At 67.8% G+C, this 21191-nt stretch carries 17 protein-coding genes; 8 read left to right on the top strand and 9 right to left on the bottom strand.

Going from position 1 to position 21191, the window contains the following annotated elements:
* Nucleotides 1-27: 27 nt before the first annotated feature.
* From M9799_RS18560 to M9799_RS18575, 4 genes are all read right to left on the bottom strand, one after another.
* Nucleotides 28-1302: an aromatic ring-hydroxylating dioxygenase subunit alpha gene (locus tag M9799_RS18560; RefSeq protein WP_231043758.1), complete on the bottom strand. Its 1275-nt coding sequence runs from the start codon at nucleotides 1300-1302 to the stop codon at nucleotides 28-30.
* 550 nt (nucleotides 1303-1852) lie between these two features.
* Nucleotides 1853-2821, bottom strand: coding sequence for a tripartite tricarboxylate transporter substrate binding protein (locus M9799_RS18565; protein ID WP_231043757.1), 969 nt, complete (start codon nucleotides 2819-2821; stop codon nucleotides 1853-1855).
* 28 nt (nucleotides 2822-2849) lie between these two features.
* On the bottom strand, nucleotides 2850-3686 hold the full coding sequence (locus M9799_RS18570) for a DeoR/GlpR family DNA-binding transcription regulator (RefSeq protein ID WP_231043756.1): 837 nt from the start codon (nucleotides 3684-3686) through the stop codon (nucleotides 2850-2852).
* 13 nt (nucleotides 3687-3699) lie between these two features.
* Nucleotides 3700-5070, bottom strand: coding sequence for a homoserine dehydrogenase (locus tag M9799_RS18575; protein WP_231043755.1), 1371 nt, complete (start codon nucleotides 5068-5070; stop codon nucleotides 3700-3702).
* 132 nt (nucleotides 5071-5202) lie between these two features.
* Between M9799_RS18575 and otnK the strand changes: the two genes are divergently transcribed.
* Both otnK and otnC read left to right on the top strand, forming a co-directional pair.
* The gene (otnK, locus tag M9799_RS18580) at nucleotides 5203-6489 is read left to right on the top strand and encodes a 3-oxo-tetronate kinase (RefSeq protein ID WP_231043754.1); all 1287 of its coding nucleotides are present in this window, start codon (nucleotides 5203-5205) and stop codon (nucleotides 6487-6489) included.
* Nucleotides 6486-7136, top strand: coding sequence for a 3-oxo-tetronate 4-phosphate decarboxylase (gene otnC / locus M9799_RS18585; RefSeq protein WP_231043753.1), 651 nt, complete (start codon nucleotides 6486-6488; stop codon nucleotides 7134-7136). The genes otnK and otnC overlap by 4 nt, the downstream gene beginning before the upstream one ends.
* 92 nt (nucleotides 7137-7228) lie before the next feature.
* On the opposite strand, the gene ggt is transcribed toward otnC, so the two are convergent.
* Nucleotides 7229-9259 carry a gamma-glutamyltransferase gene (gene ggt, locus M9799_RS18590; protein WP_231043752.1) on the bottom strand — a complete coding sequence of 677 codons (2031 nt, stop codon included), beginning with the start codon at nucleotides 9257-9259 and terminating at the stop codon, nucleotides 7229-7231.
* A 347-nt stretch (nucleotides 9260-9606) separates the two neighbouring features.
* On the opposite strand from ggt, the gene M9799_RS18595 reads away from it, so the two are divergent.
* On the top strand, nucleotides 9607-10593 hold the full coding sequence (locus M9799_RS18595; RefSeq protein WP_231043751.1) for a TRAP transporter substrate-binding protein: 987 nt from the start codon (nucleotides 9607-9609) through the stop codon (nucleotides 10591-10593).
* A 22-nt stretch (nucleotides 10594-10615) separates the two neighbouring features.
* Here M9799_RS18595 and M9799_RS18600 read toward each other — a convergent pair whose 3' ends face one another.
* Together M9799_RS18600 and M9799_RS18605 are read right to left on the bottom strand one after the other, a co-directional pair.
* A complete protein-coding gene (locus M9799_RS18600) occupies nucleotides 10616-11767 on the bottom strand; it encodes an L-talarate/galactarate dehydratase (protein ID WP_231043750.1) in 1152 nt (383 codons plus the stop codon).
* Between the two features lie 72 nt (nucleotides 11768-11839).
* Nucleotides 11840-12799, bottom strand: coding sequence for a Bug family tripartite tricarboxylate transporter substrate binding protein (locus M9799_RS18605; RefSeq protein WP_231043749.1), 960 nt, complete (start codon nucleotides 12797-12799; stop codon nucleotides 11840-11842).
* A gap of 631 nt (nucleotides 12800-13430) precedes the next feature.
* Here M9799_RS18605 and M9799_RS18610 point away from each other — a divergent pair.
* Complete coding sequence (locus M9799_RS18610; protein ID WP_231043748.1) at nucleotides 13431-14444, top strand: LacI family DNA-binding transcriptional regulator; 1014 nt, start codon at nucleotides 13431-13433, stop codon at nucleotides 14442-14444.
* A gap of 27 nt (nucleotides 14445-14471) precedes the next feature.
* Here the strand turns inward: M9799_RS18610 and ppk2 are convergent, their stop codons facing one another.
* A complete protein-coding gene (ppk2, locus tag M9799_RS18615; protein WP_231043747.1) occupies nucleotides 14472-15314 on the bottom strand; it encodes a polyphosphate kinase 2 in 843 nt (280 codons plus the stop codon).
* A gap of 499 nt (nucleotides 15315-15813) precedes the next feature.
* Here ppk2 and M9799_RS18620 point away from each other — a divergent pair, with 499 nt between their 5' ends.
* Nucleotides 15814-16782: a M4 family metallopeptidase gene (locus tag M9799_RS18620; RefSeq protein WP_231043746.1), complete on the top strand. Its 969-nt coding sequence runs from the start codon at nucleotides 15814-15816 to the stop codon at nucleotides 16780-16782.
* 15 nt (nucleotides 16783-16797) lie between these two features.
* Here M9799_RS18620 and M9799_RS18625 read toward each other — a convergent pair whose 3' ends face one another.
* Nucleotides 16798-17616, bottom strand: coding sequence for an IclR family transcriptional regulator (locus M9799_RS18625; protein ID WP_231043745.1), 819 nt, complete (start codon nucleotides 17614-17616; stop codon nucleotides 16798-16800).
* A 146-nt stretch (nucleotides 17617-17762) separates the two neighbouring features.
* Here M9799_RS18625 and M9799_RS18630 point away from each other — a divergent pair, with 146 nt between their 5' ends.
* The 3 genes from M9799_RS18630 (at nucleotide 17763) to M9799_RS18640 (ending at nucleotide 21191) form a co-directional block, all read left to right on the top strand.
* Complete coding sequence (locus M9799_RS18630) at nucleotides 17763-18749, top strand: Bug family tripartite tricarboxylate transporter substrate binding protein (RefSeq protein WP_231043744.1); 987 nt, start codon at nucleotides 17763-17765, stop codon at nucleotides 18747-18749.
* A 103-nt stretch (nucleotides 18750-18852) separates the two neighbouring features.
* Nucleotides 18853-19725 (top strand): amidohydrolase family protein, encoded by an 873-nt coding sequence (locus M9799_RS18635; protein ID WP_231043743.1) that lies wholly within the window; start codon nucleotides 18853-18855, stop codon nucleotides 19723-19725.
* Nucleotides 19722-21191, top strand: a complete 1470-nt coding sequence (locus M9799_RS18640) for a class I adenylate-forming enzyme family protein (protein ID WP_231043742.1) — start codon at nucleotides 19722-19724, stop codon at nucleotides 21189-21191. Before M9799_RS18635 ends, M9799_RS18640 begins: the two co-directional genes overlap by 4 nt.

Below are 21191 nucleotides of genomic sequence, written 5' to 3' on the forward strand. Positions count from 1 at the left end.
GGTCATGCGCCCTGCCGGGCGCGGGCATCAAAGGCTGAAGACCGGCTTCTTCGTCGCGTCGGCCAGTTCCTCGCGCGCCCAGGCCACGGGGTCCTGCTCCTTCGGCAGCAGCACGCCCGCGGGGCGCACGTGCTGCGCGCCGGCGTCGAGCGCCGGCGGGGTCTGGCCCTGCTCCAGTCCCAGCGCGGCTTCATGCAGCATGCGCCGCGCCATGACGATGGCCTTGTCGGTGGGCAGCAGCCTTTCGGCCTCGTGGTCCTGGATCGTGCCCATGCTCTCCTGCAGCGAATAGTCCTGCGCCGAGAAGCCGAAGATGCCGCTGTACGAGCGTTCCTCGCGCTGGGCCACGCGGTCCATGCCGTAGTCGTTGTCGCGATTGGCCTTCGGAATGAAACTGCCCGGCGCCTCGTATTCCACGTGGATGCCCTTGCCCTCCTCCATGGCCTGGCGCTCCTCGTCGGTCAGCGGCTGGCCCGGCTGCCAGTTGATGCTCCAGGCCCAGCAGCTGTGGTCGTCGATGGGCACCCAGACATGGCCGCCCAGCGCATGGTTGCCGAAGGGCGCGATCAGCGTGAACCAGGGGAACAGCCACTGCGTGATGCGCCAGTAGTAGGAGTCGGGCTCGCCATTGCGCCGCCCGAACAGGCTCAGGCCGAAGGGCGTCTGCTCGATCTCGAACTTCACGTTGCCGTCGGCCTTGATGTAGTCGAGCGCCTTGACGCCCTGGTGCATCGGGTCGGTGTCCACTTCGTAGCGGTGCACATAGGACACGTGCGCGGTGTCGATGCCGCCCTCCATTGCCTGCAGCCAGTTGCTGTACTGCAGGCGCTTGGAGACGAACACATGCTCCGGCGGCAAGGTGCACCACTCGAGCTCGGGCGGCGCGGGCTGCTCCTCGGCCGGGCCCATGTAGGCCCAGACGATGCCGCCGCGCTCGACGCAGGGGTAGCCCTTGATGTGCATGCGCGAGCAAGCCTGCGGCGACGAGGGAACGTCCACGCACTGCCCACGGCCGTCGAACTTGACGCCGTGGTAGGCGCAGCGGATGCCGTTCTCCTCGTTGCGCCCGAAGTACAGCGACACGCCGCGGTGCGAGCAGAACTCGCCGATCAGGCAGGCCTGGCCATCCGTGTTGCGAAAGGCCAGCAGCTTCTCGCCCAGCAGCTGCACGCGCACCTGCGGGCCGTCGGGCTCGGGGATTTCACGCGATGCCAGCGCCGGCACCCAGTAGCGGCGCATCAGATTGCCCATGCGCGTGCCGGGACCGACGCGGGTGAGCGTTTCGGACATTTCTTTGTTCAAGGTCGTCTCCGTGGGACAGTTGGAATAATTTGTTCGTCTGGCAAGACTGCTGTCCATTTTATGGATAGTTTGTCTTGTGTCAAATTTTCATAAGACTGTCCATCTGACGGACATCTCGAAGCGACCCGAGATGGATTCCAGAGCAACGAGGGGAAGAATGGCTGCACCCTGCCACGCAGCGGAGTGCGTGAAAGCTTGGGGGCCGGAGCAGCCACGGACAGGACTGGCTGTCTGGCTGGCTGGCTGGCTGGCTGGCTGGCTGGCTGGCTGGCTGGCTGGCTGGCTGGCTATGAAGGATGCTGCTGGCGCGGGCTGCGGGAAAGCAGCGGCAATGGCTGCGCAGCAGGCAGGTGCGCAACAGCCGGAAGGAGGAAAGGAGGACAGCTGCAGCCCGAGGGAACAGGCAGGCTTGTTTCAGGGAGCGGGATGTGGGCCAGCGAGGCTGGCGCCCGGAGGCTGGAGCGCCACGGCTCCCATTGCATCGACGGCCCCCGCCCCTGGAGGCCGTCGTTCCTTGGGTGAAACGCCGGCGAATGCCGGCGCCCGCCGCTTACTCGGCGCGGATATTGCCGTCGCGCATCACCTTGCCCATGCGCTGCACCTGCAGGTCGATGAACTTCTTCACTTCGGCGGGGCTGCCGGTGAAGGGCTCGCCGCCGACGCTGGTGATGCGTTCCTTGACATCGGGCGCGGCCAGCGCGGTGTTCAGCGCCTGGGTCAGCTTGGCGGCGACTGCGGGCGGCACGCCGGCGGGCATGAACATGCCGTTCCATTCATAGGCTTCGGCGTTGGGCACGCCGGCTTCAGCCAGCGTCGGCACGTCGGGCAGCAGCGGCGAGCGGCGCGCGGCCATCACCGACAGCGGGCGCAGCTTGTTGGCCTTGATGTTGGACAGCGAGGAGCCGATGTTGGCGACGTAGACCGGCACATGTCCGCCCATGACGTCGGCCATGGCCGGGGTGCCGCCCTTGTAGGGGATGTGCGTCATCTTCACCTTGGCCTGCTGCAGGAACTGCTCGGTGGCCAGGTGCTGGGTCGAGCCCGTGCCGGGCGAGGCGTAGGAGATGGAGTCGGGCGCCGAGCGCGCCATCTGCACCAGGTCGGCAGTGGTCTTGGCCGGGTGGTTCGGCGTCACCGTCAGCACCAGCGGGAACACGCCCAGGATGCCGACCGGCGTGAAGGCCTTGGCCGGATCGTAGGGCAGCTTGGGGAACAGCGTCGGGTTGATGGCGTAGCCACCGCCGTCCACCAGGATGGTGTAGCCGTCGGGCCGCGCCTGCGCCACATAGCCCGCGCCGATCTGGCCGGCGGCGCCGCCGCGGTTCTCGATCACGACGGGCTGGCCCAGCACCGCCGCCATCTTCGGCGCCACCAGGCGCGCCAGCATGTCGGCCGCGCCGCCGGCGGGATAGGCGACGACGATGGTGACCGGCTTGGCCGGCCAGTTGGTCTGGGCCGAGGCCGCAAAGGGCAACAGCGCCGCGAGGGCAAAGGCAGGGAATTTTAGGCGGAATGCCATGGGGATATCTCCAGTTTTTGAAAAATGATCAGTGCGGCTCTGCGGCCGCATCGGGCAGGGCGCGGGCGATCTCCAGATCGAGCCCAGCCTCGCGCATGCGCTGCGCCGCGGCTTCGGACAGCGTGTCGTCGGTGACGATCAGGTCGAACTCGCCGAGGGCCGCCACGCGGTAGGTGCCGTAGGTGCCGTATTTGGCATTGGTGGCCAGCAGCACGCGCTGCGAGCCGATGGCCATGGCCGCGCGCTTGACCTCGACCTTGGGCGCCGAGGGCGTCGTGACGCCGCGCTCCAGGTCCCAGGCGCTGGCCGAAAGAAAGGAAATGTCGGCGACGAGCTGGCGCAGCGTGGCCGCGGCCAGGGGGCCGATGCTCGAGCCGTTGCGGTGGTCGAGCACCCCGCCGGTGTGCACCACCGTGACCTGGGGCGCCTCGGCCAGCATCAGCGCGACATGGAAGTCGTTGGTGATTACCGTCATGTCGGCCAGCTCGACGATGCGCGGGATCAGGCAGGCCACCGTGGTGCCCGCGTCGAGGTAGACCGTCATGCCCGGCTTGAGCAGGCGCGCGGCCTGCGCCGCGATGCCGCGCTTTTGCGGCAGCTCGGTGACCGACTTGGCCTGGTGCGTGGGCTCGACGGTCTGGTGGCTGGCGATGCGCACGCCGCCCGGCACCGCATACACCCGCCCCTGCTCCTCGAGCGCCGCCACATCCCGGCGCACCGTCATGTGCGAGCAGCCCAACAGCTCGGTGAGCTGGTGCATGCTAAGCACCTGGTGCTTGTGCAGCTGGCGCACGATGGTCTCGCGGCGCTGCGCGGGAATCATCCCGGCAGCCCGGACGCTGGAATGCTCGACGGTCTCGCTCATGCTGCCGCCGGGATCAGTCCTGCAGACCCGCCAGCCAGGCGGCGCGCAGCGCGGGATCGTCGCCGCTGATGTCGTCGAGCGTGATCAGCTCGCCGGCGCGGATCTCGCGCGCCGTCGTGGCGTGTGCCGCGAGGTACAGCGGCGCGACATTGGCGTCTGCCTCGGCGCGTGCCAGCAGCACCGGCTTGACGCCGGTCACGTCGTGGTGGTGGCCGCCCATACGCAGCACCGTGCCGGCGGGAATGTCCTCGATCGCGCGGCCGGCCAGGATCGCGTGCTGGGCCGGCTTGTCGCTGCCCGAGGCGCGGCCGTGCAGCACCGCGTTGAGCAGGCTGATCGGCGTTTCCACGCCCATGAAGTGGTAGGGCAGGTACATGCAGGCGTAGCGGCCATTGCGGCTGACCACATGGCCTTTCTGTGCCAGCAGCTGCCAGGTCGGGCCGTCGCCGGTGCGCACGACGACGAACACGCCGCCGGCGAAGCTGGCCTCGTCGGCCAGGCGCAGCACGTTGAAGACGTCGATGACGCCCGGGCGCTGCACGATGCCGCCGTCTTCGCGCAGCGCGTAGATGTCGGCCAGCTCGGCGGTGCGCGCCACGGGATAGTGCATGGCTTCGACGTCGGCCGTCAGGCCGGTGTTCGATGCCACCACGGCCATCTCGCAGTAATCGGCGGTGGCGCTGGTCTTCCAGCCCTTGAGCGCGGCGCGACGCGCGGCCAGCGTGGCGGGAATGTCGTCGCCCAGCGCCAGCAGATCGCCCAGCTCGGGGATCGAGCGCGTCTCGTCCAGCTGGCGCACCTCGCCGCTGCGCGGATCGAACACCAGGTCGTACTCGCCCGACTTGCCGGCGGCGATGATCTCCAGGCCCAGGGTGCGCGCCCAGCTGACCCAGCCGATCAGGTTGGCGGGCTGGTCGCCGTCGGCGGTGGTGTAGACCACGCCACGGGCCTTGGCCAGGCGCGACATGGTGATGCCGGCGACGGTGTCGACTTCCTTGCTCACCATGGCGACATGGCGGCCGGCCTCGATGGCCTCGCAGGCCACGCGGTAGCCGACCTTGGGATTGCCCGTGGCCTCGACCAGGATGTCATGCGCCACATGGCGCAGCAGGCCGGCATCGGCCACCAGGCAGATGGCATCGGCGGGCAGCGCAGCGATATCGTCGGCGCTGTGGCACTCGACCAGTTGCGCGGCGGGGAAACCCAGCTCCTCGCACATCGCGCGCAGGCCGGGCACGTCCAGATCGCACAGCGCGGACGGCACCAGGCGCGGCATCAGGCGCGTCTGCGCCAGCAGCGTGCGGGCAAAGCCGCCTTTGGCGCCGGTCAGGGTGTAGCGCACCTTGCGCTCGGGTTGGTCGGCAAACAGAAGCTCGAAATTCATAGATGGTCCAGTGCATTGAAGGCAGCGCGTCCATCTATTATTCACAAAACCTCACAAGAAATCACAGGAATAGCCCCAGGTTGTTCAAATTTGTGAAGTCGCGTACCATTTATTCACATTTTTCAAACACCTATGAACAAGCTTCCACCCCTGCTGGGCTGCATCGCCGACGATTTCACCGGCGCCACCGACCTGGCCAACATCCTCGTGCGCGGCGGCATGCGCACGGTGCAGACCATTGGCGTGCCTTCGGCCTCCCTCGCGGCCTCGCTGGATGCCGACGCGATCGTCATCGCGCTCAAATCCCGTACCGCCCCCGTGGATGAAGCCGTGGCGCAGAGCCTGCAGGCGCTGCGTTGGCTGCAGGCGCAGGGCTGCACGCAATTCTTCTTCAAGTACTGCTCGACCTTCGATTCCACCGCCGAAGGCAACATCGGCCCCGTGGCCGAGGCGCTGCAGGAAGCTTTGGGAGCCGACTTCGCCATTGCCTGCCCGGCCTTTCCCGGCGCCGGCCGCACCGTCTACCAGGGCCACCTGTTCGTCAACCAGCGCCTGCTCAATGAATCGGGCATGGAGAACCACCCGCTCACGCCGATGCGCGACCCGGACCTGGTGCGCGTGTTGCAGTCGCAGAGCCGGTCCAAGGTCGGGCTGATCGCCCAACCGGCCGTGGCGCAGGGCGCCGAGGGCGTGCGCGAGCGCATTGCCGCGCTGCGCGCCGAGGGCGTGCGCCTGGCGATTGCCGATGCCATCAGCGATGCCGACCTGGTGACGCTGGGCGAGGCCTGCGCCGATGCGCAGCTGATCACCGGCGGTTCGGGCGTGGCCCAGGGCCTGCCGGCCAACTTCCGCCGCCTGGGCAAGCTACGGGACAGCGACGCCGGACAGCTCGAGCGCATCGACGGCCCGGCCGTCGTGCTCTCGGGCAGCGCCTCCAAGGCCACCAATGGACAGGTCACGGCCTGGCTGCAAAGCGGCCGTCCGGCCTACCGCATCGACCCGCTGGCCCTGGCACGTGGCGAGGACGTGGTCAGCGCCGCGCTGGCCCTGGCGCGCTCGGGCGAGACCGCGCTGGTCTACGCCACCAGCAGCCCCGAGGAAGTGCGCCGCGTGCAGGCCGAGCTGGGCGTGGCGCGCGCCGGCGCGCTGATCGAGGAGGCGCTCGGCCAGGTGGCGGCGCAGCTGCGTGACTCCGGCACGCGCCGCTTCGTGGTGGCGGGCGGCGAGACCTCGGGTGCGGTGATCCAGGCGCTGCAACTGCAGGCGCTGCGCATCGGCCGCCAGATCGACCCCGGCGTGCCCGAGACCCAGTCGCTGGGCGACGACAAGGCGCTGGCCGTGGTGCTCAAGTCGGGCAACTTCGGCAGCGAGGACTTCTTCGACAAGGCCCTCAAGCGCCTCGATGGAGCCGCCGCATGACGGCCGCGTTCGGCGACGAAGTACGGCTGCGCGAGGAGATCTGCGAGGTCGGCGCGAGTCTGCACGCGCGCGGCTACACCACCGGCACTGCGGGCAACATCAGCGCGCGGCTGGAAGACGGCTGGCTCATCACCCCGACCGATGCCTGCCTGGGCACGCTCGACCCCGCGCGCCTGGCCAAGGTGAGCGCGGCCAACGAATGGGTCTCCGGCGACAAGCCCTCCAAGACGCTGGCGCTGCACCGCGGCATCTACGAGCGCAACGCGAAGGCGCGCTGCGTGCTGCACACCCACTCGACGCACCTGGTGGCGCTGACGCTGGCCGGCGTGGCTTCGCCCGAAGCGGTGCTGCCGCCGATCACGCCCTACCAGGTCATGAAGATCGGCCGCGTGCCCCTGATCCCCTATGCCCGCCCCGGCGCGCCCAGCGTGGCGGAGCAGGTCGCGGCGCTGGCGCCCGAGGTGCGCGGCGTGCTGCTCGAACGCCTGGGCCCGGTGGTGTGGGCGCCCAGCGTCACCCACGCGGCGCATGCACTGGAAGAACTGGAAGAAACCGCGCGCCTCTGGCTGATGCTGAACCCGCGCCCTGCCCCGCTCGCGCAGGAGCAGGTGGCGGAGCTGGAAAGCACCTTCAACGTGCGCTGGTGATTCGGGAGGACAGGGCCGAACGCCCTGCGCCATGAAAAAAGCGCCGGCCGCGATCTCCCGCGGCCGGCGCTTTTCATGGGGCAGGTGCTGCCTCAGGGCTGGATGGCGTCTCCCAGCACGATGCCTTCACGGCGCGGATCGGCGCCGCCCTGCAGCAGGCTCTGGCCGTTGCGCTGTACACGGATGATGGTGCCGATGCCGCTGGACTGCGCGCTGGTCGACACCGTGTGGCCCAGGCCGCGCAAGCCCATGATCAGCGGGTCGTCGGCGCCGCCGTTGGCGGTGTTGATGCTCGGATGCTCGCCGCCCAGCGAGGTGGTGGCGCTGTTGCTGGCGCCGAAGTCCACCAGGTTGGTTGCCTGCTGCGCGTCCAGTCCCCAGTCCAGGGCGCCGACCACGGTCTTGACCACGTACTGGATGATGGTGCCGCCGCCGGGCGAGCCCGTGCCCATCAGGAAGTCGCCCATGCTGCCATCGGCGTTCTTCTTGAACACCAGGGTCGGCGCCATCGAGCTGCGCGGACGCTTGCCGGGCTCGACGCGGTTAGCCACGGGGGCGCCGGTGCTGTCCGTCGGCGTGGCCGAGAAGTCGGTCAGCTGGTTGTTCAGCAGGAAGCCCTGCGTCATGTGGTACGAACCCATGCCGGCCTCCACCGTGGTCGTCATCACCACTGCATTGCCCTGCTTGTCGACGATGCTGAAGTGCGTGGTGCCGCGCTCCTCGATCAGGCTCACGCCCGCGGGCGCGGTGCCGAAGACACCGGCGCTGGCCGTGCCCATGCTGCGGTCGAAGCGGATCAGGCCGGCGCGGCTGCGCAGGTAGTTCTTGTCCAGCATCATGGCCGGCGAGCCGCCGGGCAGCGACACGAAGTCGGTGTCGGCCACGTACTTGTCGCGGTCGGCATAGGCCAGGCGTTCGGCTTCGCTCACCAGATGCACGCCCATCACCGTGGGCTTGCCGCCTTCGATGTCGATGGCGGTGGGCTTGTGGATCGACAGGTCGAAGTTCTCCAGGATGCCCAGCGCCGAGGCGACGGCGATGCCGCCGGACGACGGCGGCGACATGCCGCAGACCCAGTAGGCGCGGTAGGTGGTGCAGACCGGATCGCGGCGCTTGGCCTGGTAGTTGGCCAGGTCTTCCATCGTGGTCAGGCCCGGGGTGATGGCAACCGCGGGCGTGCCGCCGCTGGTGACCCGGATCTTGTCGACAATGCCCTGCGCCACGGCGCCGGTATAGAAACCATCGGCACCTTTCTCGGCGATGGTCTTGAGCGTTGCGGCATAGGCCGGGTTCTTGATGGTCGTGCCCAGGGCCCGGGGGCTGCCGTCGGCATTGAAGAAGTAGGCCACGGCCTCGGGGTCGCGCGACAGGCCGGTGGCGCCGCCGCGGATGGCGTCGGCCATGCGGCCGCTGATCTGGAAGCCATTGGAGGCCAGTTGCTCGGCCGAGCCGAACAGGCCATTCCATGCCAGCTTGCCGTGGTCCTTGTGCGCCATCTCCAGCATGCGCACCGCGCCGGGCGTGCCGATGGAGCGGCCGCTGGCGCGCGCGCCTCCGGGCTGGGGCGCCGTGCGCTGGGTATCGCTGACCCAGCGCAGGTAGTTCTCGGTGGCCGCGGCGGGGGCCGTTTCGCGGCCGTCATAGGCCACCACCTTCTTCTGCGCCGCGTCGTAGTGCAGCATGAAGGCACCGCCGCCCAGGCCGGACGATTGCGGCTCCACCAGCCCCAGCACCATCTGCACCGCCACGGCGGCGTCGACGGCCGAGCCGCCCTGCTTGAGCACGTCGCAGCCGGCGCGCGAGGCCAGCGGATTGGCCGTCACCACCATGTACTGCTTGGCATGCACCGCCGTCTTGCCCAGGCGGTAGCCCGATGCCGGTTCGGGCGCCGCGGGATCGCCCGGCAGCCCGGAGCCGACGACCACGGAGCCGCCGCTGTTGACCACCTCGCAGGCGGTATCGGGCACCGCCGGCTCGGTCACGGGCGGGGTCACCGGGGGGGTCACCACGGCATTGTCGACACCGTCGCCGTTGCCGCCGCCGCAGGCGGAAAGCAGCAGCAGGCAGGCTGTCAGGGTGGTGCTGAGGCGCCAGTCGGGGCGCCTGGAAGTGGCTAGGCTCATGGAGTACCTTTTGTGGTTTTTGCAAGGAAAACACGTGCCGTTGTCTCTGCGGCGGCTCAAGCATAAGCGCTGGACAGGTGCTTGGCTGACTTCGGCGCGACATTCGCGCACCGTTCAGGCACCGGTCCGGAGCGTCTGCCTTGCGCCGCGGGCAACGGCCTGCCAGGGCATGCAAGAACCAGGCCATGCGGCGCATGCCGGATCCGCGCTCGCGCCATGCCCGCGAAGGAGCCGCCACGGCAGAAAAATCCCGCGCCGAAGCAAATTTCCGCCGCCATCCGGTTTATCGTGCGCAAGCCTGCGCGGCCGGGGGCTGCGCACCCATCCAACGCATACCGGAGACAACCATGAGCATCACCCGCCGTTCCTGCCTGACCCTTGCCGCCGCCGTGGGGCTGGCGCTTTCCAGCCAAGTGGGCGCGCAGCAGGCGCGCGAGATCAAGATCGGCTACGCCCTGGCGCAGAACTCGCATTTCGGCGCGGGCGCGCTGGCCTGGGCCGACAGCGTGGAGAAAGCCACCGGCAACGCCTTCAAATTCAAGCATTTCGCCTCAAGCGCGCTGGGCGGCGAGCGCGAGCTGATCGAGGGCCTGACGCTGGGCACCGTGGAAGCCGTGGTGGTCTCCAACGGCGCGGTGAGCAACTTCGTGCCCGAAGCCGGGGTGATGGACGTGCCCTTCCTGTTCCGCGACACGGCGCATGCGCGCGCGGTGCTCGACGGCAAGATCGGCGAGGAGCTGCTGGCCAAGTTCAAGAGCCGCGGCCTGATCGCGCTGGCCTGGGGCGAGCAGGGCTTTCGCCACCTGTCGAACAACAAGCGCCCGGTGGTCAAGCCCGCGGACGCCCAGGGCCTGAAGATCCGCGTCACGGAGAACCAGACGCATATCGCCGCCTTCCGCCAGCTCGGCATGGCACCGACCCCGATGTCCTGGCCCGAAGTCATCGGCGCGCTGCAGCAGGGCACCATCGACGGCCAGGAAAACCCGGTGTCGGTGTTCACCTCCGCCAAGCTCTGGCAGGTGCAGAAATACCTGTCGCTGACCAGCCATGTCTACGCGCCGATGGTGCTGATCGTCTCACCCTCGGTCTGGAACGGCCTGAGCGATGCGCAGAAGAAGGCCTTTGCCGACGGCGCGCGTGCCGGCAGCCTGGCGTCGCGCAAGTTCGTCGATGACGTCGAGAAGAGCGGCGTCGAGGAGATCAAGCGCCATGGCGTGCAGGTGGTGAGCGAAGTCGACCAGGCAGCCTTCCGCGCCGCGCTGGCCCCGGCCTACAAGCAGTTCGCCACCAAGTTCGGCCAGAAGACGCTGGACGCGATCGCGGCCGTCAAGTAAGCGAGGGCAGCGCAGTGGGTTCTCAGCCCCGCTGCCCCACCTCTGCCACTTCGCGCGTCCAGGCGCGCGCCTGCTCGCTCAGGGACAGGCCCAGGCCGGGGCGCGTGGGCACCAGCATACGGCCATCCTTGATCTCCAGGCGTTCGTTGAACAGCGGCTCGAGCCAGTCGAAATGCTCGACCCAGGGTTCGGTGGCATACACCGCAGCCAGGTGCACATGCAGCTCCATCGCGAAGTGCGGGCCCAGGCTCAGGCCGGCGTGCTCGGCCTGGGCCGCGATCTTCAGGAAGGGCGTGATGCCGCCCACGCGCGGCGCGTCGGGCATCAGGTAGTCGGCTGCGCGGTGGCGTATCAGTTCGCCATGCTCGGCGGCGCTGGTCAGCATCTCGCCGGTGGCGATCGGCGTGTCGAAGGTGGCGGCCAGCGCCGCATGGCCCTCGAAGTCATAGGCGTCGAGCGGCTCCTCGATCCACACCAGGTTGAATTCCTCGAAGATGCGGCACATGCGCTGCGCCGTGGGGCGGTCCCACTGCTGGTTGGCATCGACCATCAGCGGCACATGCTCGCCCAGATGCTTGCGCACGGTTTCCACGCGCTGGATGTCGAGCGCCCGGTCCGGCTGGCCGACCTTGAGCTTGATGCCGCCGATGCCGCGCTCGATGGAGGCACCGGCATTGACCACCAGCTGCTCGATAGGCGTGTGCAGGAAGCCGCCCGAGGTGTTGTAGCACTGCACGGAGTCGCGCTGCGAACCCAGCAGCTTGGAAAGCGACAATCCGGCGCGGCGCGCCTTGAGGTCGTACAGCGCCACGTCGAAGGCGCCGATCGCCTGCGTGGACATGCCGCTGCGCCCCACCGAGGCGCCGGCCCAGCACAGCTTGGTCCACAGGCGCGAGATGTCGCTGGGGTCCTCGCCGATCAGCGCCGGCGCGATTTCCTTGGCATGCGCGAACTGGCCCGGGCCGCCGGCGCGCTTCGAGTAGCTCAGCCCCAGGCCGCGGTGGCCGTCGCGGGTCTCGATCTCGGCAAACAGCATGGCGATCTCGGTCATCGGCTTCTGGCGCCCGGTCAGCACCTTGGCGTCGCTGATCGGGTTGGCCAGCGGCAGGTAGCAGGAAGAGACGCGGACCCAGGAAATGGCATCACTGGCGGCGGAAGGTGTGGAGGAGGACATGGCAAAGCGGCTGAAAAAGGGAAAACAAGCGCCCGGGCAGTGGCCGATGCCGTGCCCGGAGCATGGGAGGCATCAATCGATGGTGATCTTTCCGGTCTCGATCACCGACTTCCACTTGGCGTATTCCTTGCGCTGGAACTCGGCAAACTGGGCCGGCGTATTGACCACCATCTCGAAGCCGATCGAGACGAACTGGTCCTTGACCTTGGGGTCGTTCAGGGCTTGGGCAAACGCAGCGTGCGCCTTCTCGCGCACTGCCGGCGGCAGCCCCTTGGGCGCGACGATGGCCTGCCAGGAGGTGACTTCGACATTCTTCACGCCGGCTTCGGCCAGCGTCGGCACCTCGGGCAGCACCGGCGAGCGCGCGGCGCTGGTGATGGCCAGCGCGCGCATCCTGCCGCCCTTGATGTACTGGACCACCGCGTTGATGTTCTGGAACGAGGCATCGACCTGCCCGCCCATCAGGTCGGTATGCGCGGGCGCGCCGCCCTTGTAGGGCACATGGATGGCTGAGGTGCCGGTCTGCTGCCAGAACAGCTCGGCCGTCAGATGGTCGCTGGTGCCGTGGCCCGCCGAGGCAAAGGTCATCTTGCCGGGCTGGGCCTTGAGATGGGCAATCACATCGGCCACCGTCTTGTGCGGCGAATGGGTCGGCACCACCAGCACATTGGGCGACTGCACCGCTACCGTGATCAAGTCAAAGTCCTTGAGCGGGTCGTACTGCATGCCCTTGATCAGATGCGGCGTGATGGCCAGGGGCCCCAGCGAGCTGACCAGGAAGGTGTAGCCGTCGGCCGGCGCGCGCTTGACGTAGGTGGCGCCGATGGTGCCCGTGGCGCCGGGTTTGTTTTCCACCAGAAAGGACTGCTTGAGCGCATTGCCCATCAGCGGCGCCACCGCGCGCGCCACCTGGTCGGTCGAGCCGCCGGGCGGGAACGGCACCACCAGGGTCACGGCCTTGTCGGGCCAGGTCTGGGCGTGGGCTGCCAAGGCGGCGAAACCTAGGCAAAGCGCTGTCAGTGTCTTTTTCATGCTTGTCTCCTTCGTTATAAAAATTGCGTGCTTGAATTCTCTGAAAGGCACCGTCGTTGATTGTTCTTCTGTATGACAACGTTGTCATTTTTTAAAGATCAAATTGTTGCGATGCTGGCGAAGCTTGGCCAACAAACCGTTCGTGGTGAACTCGTCGAACCATGAACGGCCTGGCCCTAAAACTTGAGCTCAGGCCCTTCATCCTTCGACGCGGCCGGCTAGGCAGGCTCAGGACGAACGGAGAACTACCTAAATCCTGTTTTGGCGCCGTTCCCCAAACTGTTCGTGGTGAGCTTGTCGAACCATGGACGGCCTGCCCTCAAAACTTGAGCACAGGCCCTTCATCCTTCGACGGGCTCAGGACGAACGGAAGCTTCCTGGATCCATTTTTTGGCGCGCTTCCCAAATCGTTCGTGCCAAGAAATCCATCTTCAGCCGCATCTTGCGTTCCTAGGCTTACTTCGCTCGCCAAATGATACCGTTGTCATTTATGGATGAACAACGGGTTTTCCCGGTGCCGGTAATACCGGCAACACCAGACACGCTCCGGACCCTGCCGAATTTGTTAAGGTAATGCCCTTCATCCATGCACTCCCTGCATGCCATCCCGCCTTCTGCCTTTTTTGATCCCATGACCGCGCCCCCTCCCTACAAGCCGGCTACCTTGCGCGATGTGGCCAAGGCCGCCGGGGTGTCGCTGATCACCGCCTCGCGCGCGCTGGGCAATCCGGGCGTGGTGTCGGACAAGACGATCGCCAAGGTACGCCAGGCCGTCGAGGCCACGGGCTATATCCCGAATCTGCTGGCCGGTGGGCTCAAGTCCAAGCGCAGCCGTACCGTGGCGGTCATCATGCCGGCGCTGTCGGTGGCCCAGTTCCTGCCCACCGTGCAATCGCTGAGCTCGGCGCTGGCCGCGCAGGGTTACCAGGTGATCCTCGGCGAAACCAACTACGACGCTGGGCGCGAGGAAGCGGTGCTGAATACGATGATCGGCCGCCAGCCCGACGGCATCGTCATGATCGGCCTGGTGCATTCGCCCCGGGCGCAGGAGCGGCTGCGCCATTGCGGCATTCCGGTCGTGGAAACCTGGGACATGAGCGAGCGGCCGGTCGACACGGTGATCGGCTTTTCGCATGTGAAAGTCGGCGGCGCGGTGGCGGGCTACTTTCTGTCGCGCGGCTGGACCAAGGTCGGCATCGCCACCGGCAGCGACCACCGCGCCAGCCTGCGGCGCGAGGGCTTCCTGGCGACCCTGGGCCGCAGCGATGTGCCCACGGCCGTCGTCCCCTCGCCCAGCAGCATTGCGCTGGGGCGGCGCGCGCTGGCGGAGTTGCTCGAGCGCGAGCCCGGCCTGCAGGCCGTGAGCTGCAGCTCCGACATGCTGGCACATGGCGTGCTGGTGGAAGCCCAGGCGCGCGGGCTGCGCGTGCCCGGGGACCTTGCCGTGGTCGGCTTTGGCGATGCTGAGTTCAGCGCGCATGTGCTGCCCTCGATCACCTCGGTGCATGTCGATGGCCCGGAGATCGGGCGCATGGCGGCGCGGCTGATCATTGCGCGCTGCAATGGGGAGGCGGTGGCGCAGCCGGTGGTGGATATGGGGTTTAGGCTGATCGAGCGGGAGTCGAGCCGGGCGCATGCCCCATAGCGGCTTCCTGCCCGTGCTCAGGCGGCCTCAGCGCGCCAGGCGCCCGTCGGCCAGCGCATCCGCCGAGAACTCGAACACGATCTCCGGGTCCGGCGTGACCAGATCCACGTCCTTGCCGGCGTAATCGAGCCGCGAAAGCAGGTCACGGATCAGGTTCAGCCGCGCCAGGCGCTTGTTGTCGGCGCGCACGACGCTCCAGGGCGTCACCGCGTTGTGCGTGTGCAGCAGCATCTCGTCGCGCGCCGCGGAATAGGCCTTCCAGTGCTTGAGCGCCACCGTATCCACGGCGCCGATCTTCCATTGCTTGAGCGGGTCGCGGCGGCGGTCTTCGAGTCTTTCCTTTTGCTCGGACTTGCTGATGTCGAGGTAGTACTTCAGCAGCTTGATCCCGGAGTCGACCAGCATCTGCTCGAAAGGCAGCACCGACTGCATGAACTCCGCATGCTGCGCCTTGGTGCAAAAGCCCATCACCTTCTCGACGCCGGCGCGGTTGTACCAGCTGCGGTTGAAGAGCACGAATTCCTGCGCGGTGGGCAGGTGCGCCACATAACGCTGGAAGTACCAGGCGCTGCGCTCGCGGTCCGAAGGCGCGCCCAGCGCCACCACGCGCGTCTCGCGCGGGCTCAGGTGCTCGATGATGCGCTTGATGCTGCCGTCCTTCCCGGCCGCATCGCGCCCTTCGAACAGCACCAGGATCTTGTCGCCGCAGGCAATGAAATGGCGCTGCAGTTTGGACAGCTCGATCTGCAGCAGCTCCAGCTGCGCCTCGTAGGCCGATGCTGAAATGGAATCGTCCTCCGGCACGCGGGGGGCGGCTTCTGCGTCGGACGCCTTGGATTTCTCGGATTTCTTGTGCGCTTTCTTGCCCATGGTGGCCCTTGTGTGTCGATTGCGAAAGGCTTGGCGCCGGTGCCGCCGCGGCTGTGCTTGTTGGTCCAGAGCTTCATCGATGGTTGCGCTTTGCGCAAGCGCTTCTTTCAGGCGCGGCGATTTTTAGCCGCTAAATTTTTCAACGCGCCGGCTGCAGGAAGGCGGTTTGGCCTCCGGCCCAAGCTGGCGCGCGATGCGCTGCTGATCGGCCTGAGCCTTGGAAGCGCTGGCGTTCGAAGGGGGTACTAGGGTATCGAGGCTTTTCACCACGCAGGGCCTGCGCCCGGGCCCTGGAAACCGCAGCGCGCGCCGCCTCCAGCACAACTAGCATGCGGCCGGCAAGTCATCCGCGGCTGCGAGGGCTTGGCGGCCGGCATGGTGCCCCAGGTTTAGCATTTCCATGGCTGGCGGAATACATGCCGTGCAGCTGCCCCGGCCCGCGGCGCACCAAGCGCCTGCCCAGGTGCTGCGATGCGGGCACCCTTTCAAGGGAGGTCCCATGTACGTCAATCACAGCCAACTGGTTCCGGACGAGGTGCTGCAACGCCTCAGCCGCGAGCCTGCCCCCGGCGCGCAGCCCGAACCATCTGCGCGCCACACTACGGAACAAGCCGAAGCGGCAACGCTCACCCGGCATGCCGAGCTGCTGGTGTTCGACTGCCGGCAGACGCAGAGCCTGCCCGGCCTGCGGATCGAGGACCCCGAGGCCGCGCAAGACGTCGCCGTGCAGCGCTGCGCGGAAGAAACCGCGCAGATGCTCCGCTTCCTGCAGGAGGCGTTCCAGCGCAACTCGATCGACGGCGCGGGCATGACGCTCCTCTCCTCGGTGCACTACGGCCGCCGGTTCAACAACGCGATGTGGAACGGGCTGCAGGCGGTCTATGGCGATGGCGACGGCGCGCTGTTCGTCGACTTCACGCGGGGCGCCGACGTGATCGGCTGCGTGCTGGCCCATGGCCTGACCCAGCACACCCTGCAGCTGGACTATGCGGGCGAAGCCGGCGGCTTGAAGGAAAGCCTGTCGGATTGCCTGGGCGCGATGTTCCGCCAGTGGCGGCTGCAGCATGACGCGGCCGGCGCCGACTGGAGGATCGGCTGCGAAGTCATCGGGCCGGTGCTGCAGCAGCGCGGCTGCACTTGCCTGCGCGACATGTCCGATCCCGGCGGCGCGCATTGCCTTGCGCCACAACCCGTGCAATATGCCCAGCTGCAGCCGGGACTGGATCCGCACAGCGCCAGCGGGCCGCCGAACCTGGCGTTCTGCAGCGCCTGCCGGCAGCTCGGCGGCTACAGCTGGGAGGGTGTGGGCCAGGCCTGGTGGCGCGTGCTGGCCACTACTGGGCCGGCGCCGCGCCTGGGCCTGGCGGAGTTCGCCGCCAGGACCCGGCAGGCGGCCGCCGAGCTGTTCGGCCCGGCATCCGGCGCCGTGAGCGCGGTCGATGCGGGCTGGCGCAACGTCGGGCTGTGACGCGGGCCGGCCTGCTCAGCGGTTGGCTTCCAGTACCAGCAGCGGCGCGATCTTCGCGGCCAGTTCCAGCATGGCCGGCGCGACGCTGTCGATCAGCTTGGTCGTGGACAAAGACGATTTCGCGCCGCCGCAGGTCAGCGCCATGGTCCGGTTGCCATGCGGCGAGATCACTGGCAGGCCGATCGCATTCACATCGCGGTGCGACTTGGCGAAGTTGAACACGAAGCCATGCTCGGCGTATTCCCGGAACGCTTCCTCGAGCTTGCGTTCGATGGCCGGCCACTGCGCAGCGTAATGCTGGCGCAGCTCCTCGACCGCGGCCGCGCGCACCTCGGCTGACTGCGCGGCCAGCCAGGCCCAGCCCAGCGACGAATCACCCAGCTCCAGCGCCGAGCCCACATGCATCTTCAGGTGCAGGATGCTGGGCGCCTCGATGCGCTGTACCACCACCATGTCGGTGCCATGGCGCTCTGCCAGCGACACCGAGATGCCGAAGCGGTCGGCGACTTCGCGCATGAGCGGCAGCGCCGCGGCCGCAATGCCGGTGTGGGTGATCGCGGTGTGCCCCAGCATCAGCACCGCCGCGCCCACGCGCAGCCGGTCGGGCGACTGGCCCGGCACGAGGTAGCCGAGCTGCGACAGCGTCTTGCACAGGCGCCACACGGTGGGCTGCGGCAGCCCGGTCATGCGCGCGATCTCGCTGGTGCCCAGGTCCTTCTGCTCGGCGTTGAAGCAGCGCAGGATCGCCAGCCCGCGCGCCAGCGCGGTCACGAACAGCGGGTCTTTTTCCGCCGCGGCTGCATCGTCCGCAGGCATCTTTGTTGCTTTTTTCATACCGGTGTCATCTTAAACAGGTCTTGACCTACGCCAGCACGCGGCGCAGAATAATTCACAGAGCGGTTCATCTATTCACTAGATGAATTGTACAGGCAGTTTGTGTGCTCAACGTCGTGCGTCCCATTCCATTGAAAGGCCCCACCGTGTCATTGTCGAAATTCGCCTCCTGTACGTTCCACCGCTGGGGCATTGCTTTTGGCCTCGCCGCCCTGAGCCCAGCCCTGGTGCTGGCCGCCGATCCCTATCCCACACGCGCCGTGACCGTGGTCAACCCCTGGGCCGCGGGCGGGCCTTCGGACAGCTTCATCCGCCCCATTGCGCAGGAACTGAGCGCGCGCTTTGGCCAGCCGGTGGTCATCGAGAACAAGTCGGGCGCCAACGGCACCATCGGCGCGTCCTTCGTGGCGCGCGCCAAGCCCGATGGCTACACGCTGTTCTTCTCGCACCTGAACCCGATCGCCATCGCGCCCTCGCTGCAGCCCAAGCCCAGCTACGACGCCATCAAGGATTTCGCGCCGATCTCGCTGATCGCCTCGGGGCCGGCGGTGCTGGTGGTGCGCAGCGACTTCCCGGCGCAGAACCTGCAGGAGCTGGTGGCCTACGCCAAGGCGAATCCCGGCAAGGTGTCCTATGGCTCGGTCGGCATCGGCAGCAACACGCACCTGGCGGGATCGATGCTGGCCAACGCCGGCAAGGTGGAGATGGTGCACGTGCCCTACCGCGGCTCGGGCGCCATCCAGACCGACCTGCTGGGCGGACAGATCACCACCGCCTTTGTCAACCTCAGCGGCGCGATGGGCCTGATCCAGGAAGGCAAGCTGCGCGCGCTGGCCGTGAGCACGCTCAAGCGCTCGAGCGTGCTGCCGCAGGTACCGGCGGTGGCCGAGACGCTGCCGGGCTTCGAGGTCAACGGCTGGTATGGCCTGATGGCGCCGGCGGGCACGCCCGCGGAGGTCATCAGGAAGCTCAACACCGAACTCGTGGCGATCCTGCGCAAGCCGGAGATCGTCGCGCGCCTCAAGGACGGCGGCATGGAGCCCGCGCCGCTCACGCCCGAGGCCTACGCCGCCATGATCAAGAGCGAGATCCCGCGCTGGGCGCTGGCCGTCAAGGCCGCCAATATCGACTGAGGCCGGGCGCGCGCCGCGCCCTTCACTCCCCATTCCAACCGCATGCTTTCCCGCGCCCTGCATGGCGCGGGCGGGCCGCTGCATCCATCACCAGGAGACAAGCATGAGTTACGACATCAAGGCGATCGACACGGTCGTCAATATCTGGACCGAGGAAGTCAAGGCCATCCGCCCGCCGCGCGATGCGTTCTACGGCGGCAAGATGAAGGTCAGCGAGGACACGCTGCGCGGGCTGAGCCACGAGGACATGCTGCGCCGCATGGACGCTGCCGGTATCGAGCGCTCGTTCCTGATCGCCGCCAAGAACGGCCCCTACCAGCACCGCGCGGCCTACCACATCCCCTACGAGATGGTGGCCGAGGCCGTGAACCAGTACCCGGACCGCTTCTCCGGCCTGGCGGGCCTGGACCCGACCGAAGGCATGGCCGGCGTGCGCCTGCTGGAAAAGGGCGTGAAGGAATACGGCTTCATCGGAGCGCATTTCTACCCGCACTGGTTCGAGCTCGCGCCGGACCACGCCAAGTGGTATCCGTTCTACGCCAAGTGCGTGGAGCTCGACGTGCCGGTGCAGCTGCAGGTCGGCCAGTCGATGCTCTACGACCCGAACTACCGCCTGCGCAGCGTCGGCCGTCCGATCTCGCTCGACGCCGTGGCCTGCGACTTCCCCGAGCTCAAGCTGATCGGCATCCACGTCGGCATTCCATGGACCGAGGAGATGATCGCCATGGCCTGGAAGCACCCCAACGTCTACATCGGCACCGATGCGCACAGCCCCAAGTACTGGCCCGAGGCCTTCGTGCACTACATCAACACCTTCGGCCAGGACAAGGTGATCTTCGGCACCGACTTCCCGGTGCTGGACTTCGAGCGCACGCGCGCCGAGATCGAGGCGCTGGACCTGCGCCCGATCCCCAAGAAGAAGATGCTGCGCGACAACGCGCTGCGCATCTACGGCCTGAAGGACTCCGAAGCATGACGCGGCGCATCCCCAACCTTGCCGACCAGATCGCGCTGCACGGGCGCCAGCGCCCGACGCAGGCCGCGCTGATCCAGGGCGAACGCACGCTCGACTTCCGCCAGCTCGACCGAGAGATCACGCAGCGCGCCGCCTGGCTGCAGTCGCGCGGCGTGCAGCCCGGCGCCGTGATCGGCCTGGCGCTCAAGGACCACATCGAGCATGTGCTGATGCTGTTTGCCGTGGCGCGCGCCGGCGCCGTGGTGCTGCCGGTGGACTGCCGCTGGAAGCCCTTCGAGAAGCAGCGCGTGACCGCGCATTTCGGCGCGGCATTGACCATGGTCGAGCCCGAGGGCGCCTTCGAGGGCCAGGACTGTCAGGAGATCGACGCGGCCTGGCTCGAAGCCGTGGCCCGCGCCAAGCCACAGGGCGAGTTTCCCGATGGCGACCGCGGGCTGGTCATGTCGTTGTCCTCGGGCACCACCGGCCGCCCCAAGGGCCCGATGCTCTCGCACCAGCGCCTGATCAACCGCTTCTACACGCAGTGGGCCGACCTGGGCTTCGGTAGCCGCGAGCGCTATGTCAACGCCACGCCGCTGTATTTCGGCGGCGGGCGCACCTTCACGCTTTCGACGCTGTATGCGGGCGGCACCGTGGTGCTGTGCCCGCCGCCCTACTCGCCCGAGGAGCTGGCCGCCGAAGTCGCGCGCAGCGAGGGCAGCATCATGTTCCTGGTGCCGACGCTGCTGCGCCGGCTGCTCGACTGCGATGCGGCAACGCTCGCGCCGCTGCGCCGCCTCAAGACCCTGATCTCCTCGGGCTCTGCGCTCGCCCCCGAGGAACGCAGCCAGATCCGCGAGAAGATCTGCGCCAACTTCTACGAGTACTACGCCTCCACCGAGGGCGGCGGCGTCTCTGTGCTGTCGCCCGCCGACCAGTTGCGCTACGCCGACTCGGTCGGCCGCCCGGCGCTGGGTGTCGAGGTCTCGGTGGTCGACGACCGGCACCGGCCGGTGCCCGCGGGCACCACCGGCCGCATCCGCTACCGCAGCGGCTCGGTGGCCGAGGGCTTCCACAGCGACCCCGAGGCCAGCAAGGAGGCCTTCGTCGACGGCTGGTTCTATCCCGGCGATCTGGGCGCGATGAACGACGAGGGCTATGTGTTCCTTAAGGGCCGCTCCAAGGACATGATCATCCGCGGCGGCGTGAACATCTATCCGCAGGAGATCGAGGCCACGCTGATGAACCACCCGGCCGTGGCCGAGGCCGCGGTCGTCGGCTGGCCCTCGCGCCAGTTCAACGAGGAGATCGCGGCCTTCGTGATCCGCAAGGCCGAGGTCGATTCCGCGACGCTGATCGCGCTGTGCCGCGAGGCGCTCGCGCCCTACAAGGCGCCGCGCGAGATCTTCTTCGTCGACGAGCTGCCGCGCAACTCGCTGGGCAAGGTGGTCAAGGCGCAGCTGTCCGAGCAGCTGCAGCCGGTCTGA

Origin of the sequence: Comamonas endophytica, from assembly GCF_023634805.2 — a bacterium.
Lineage (GTDB): Bacteria > Pseudomonadota > Gammaproteobacteria > Burkholderiales > Burkholderiaceae_C > Comamonas > Comamonas endophytica.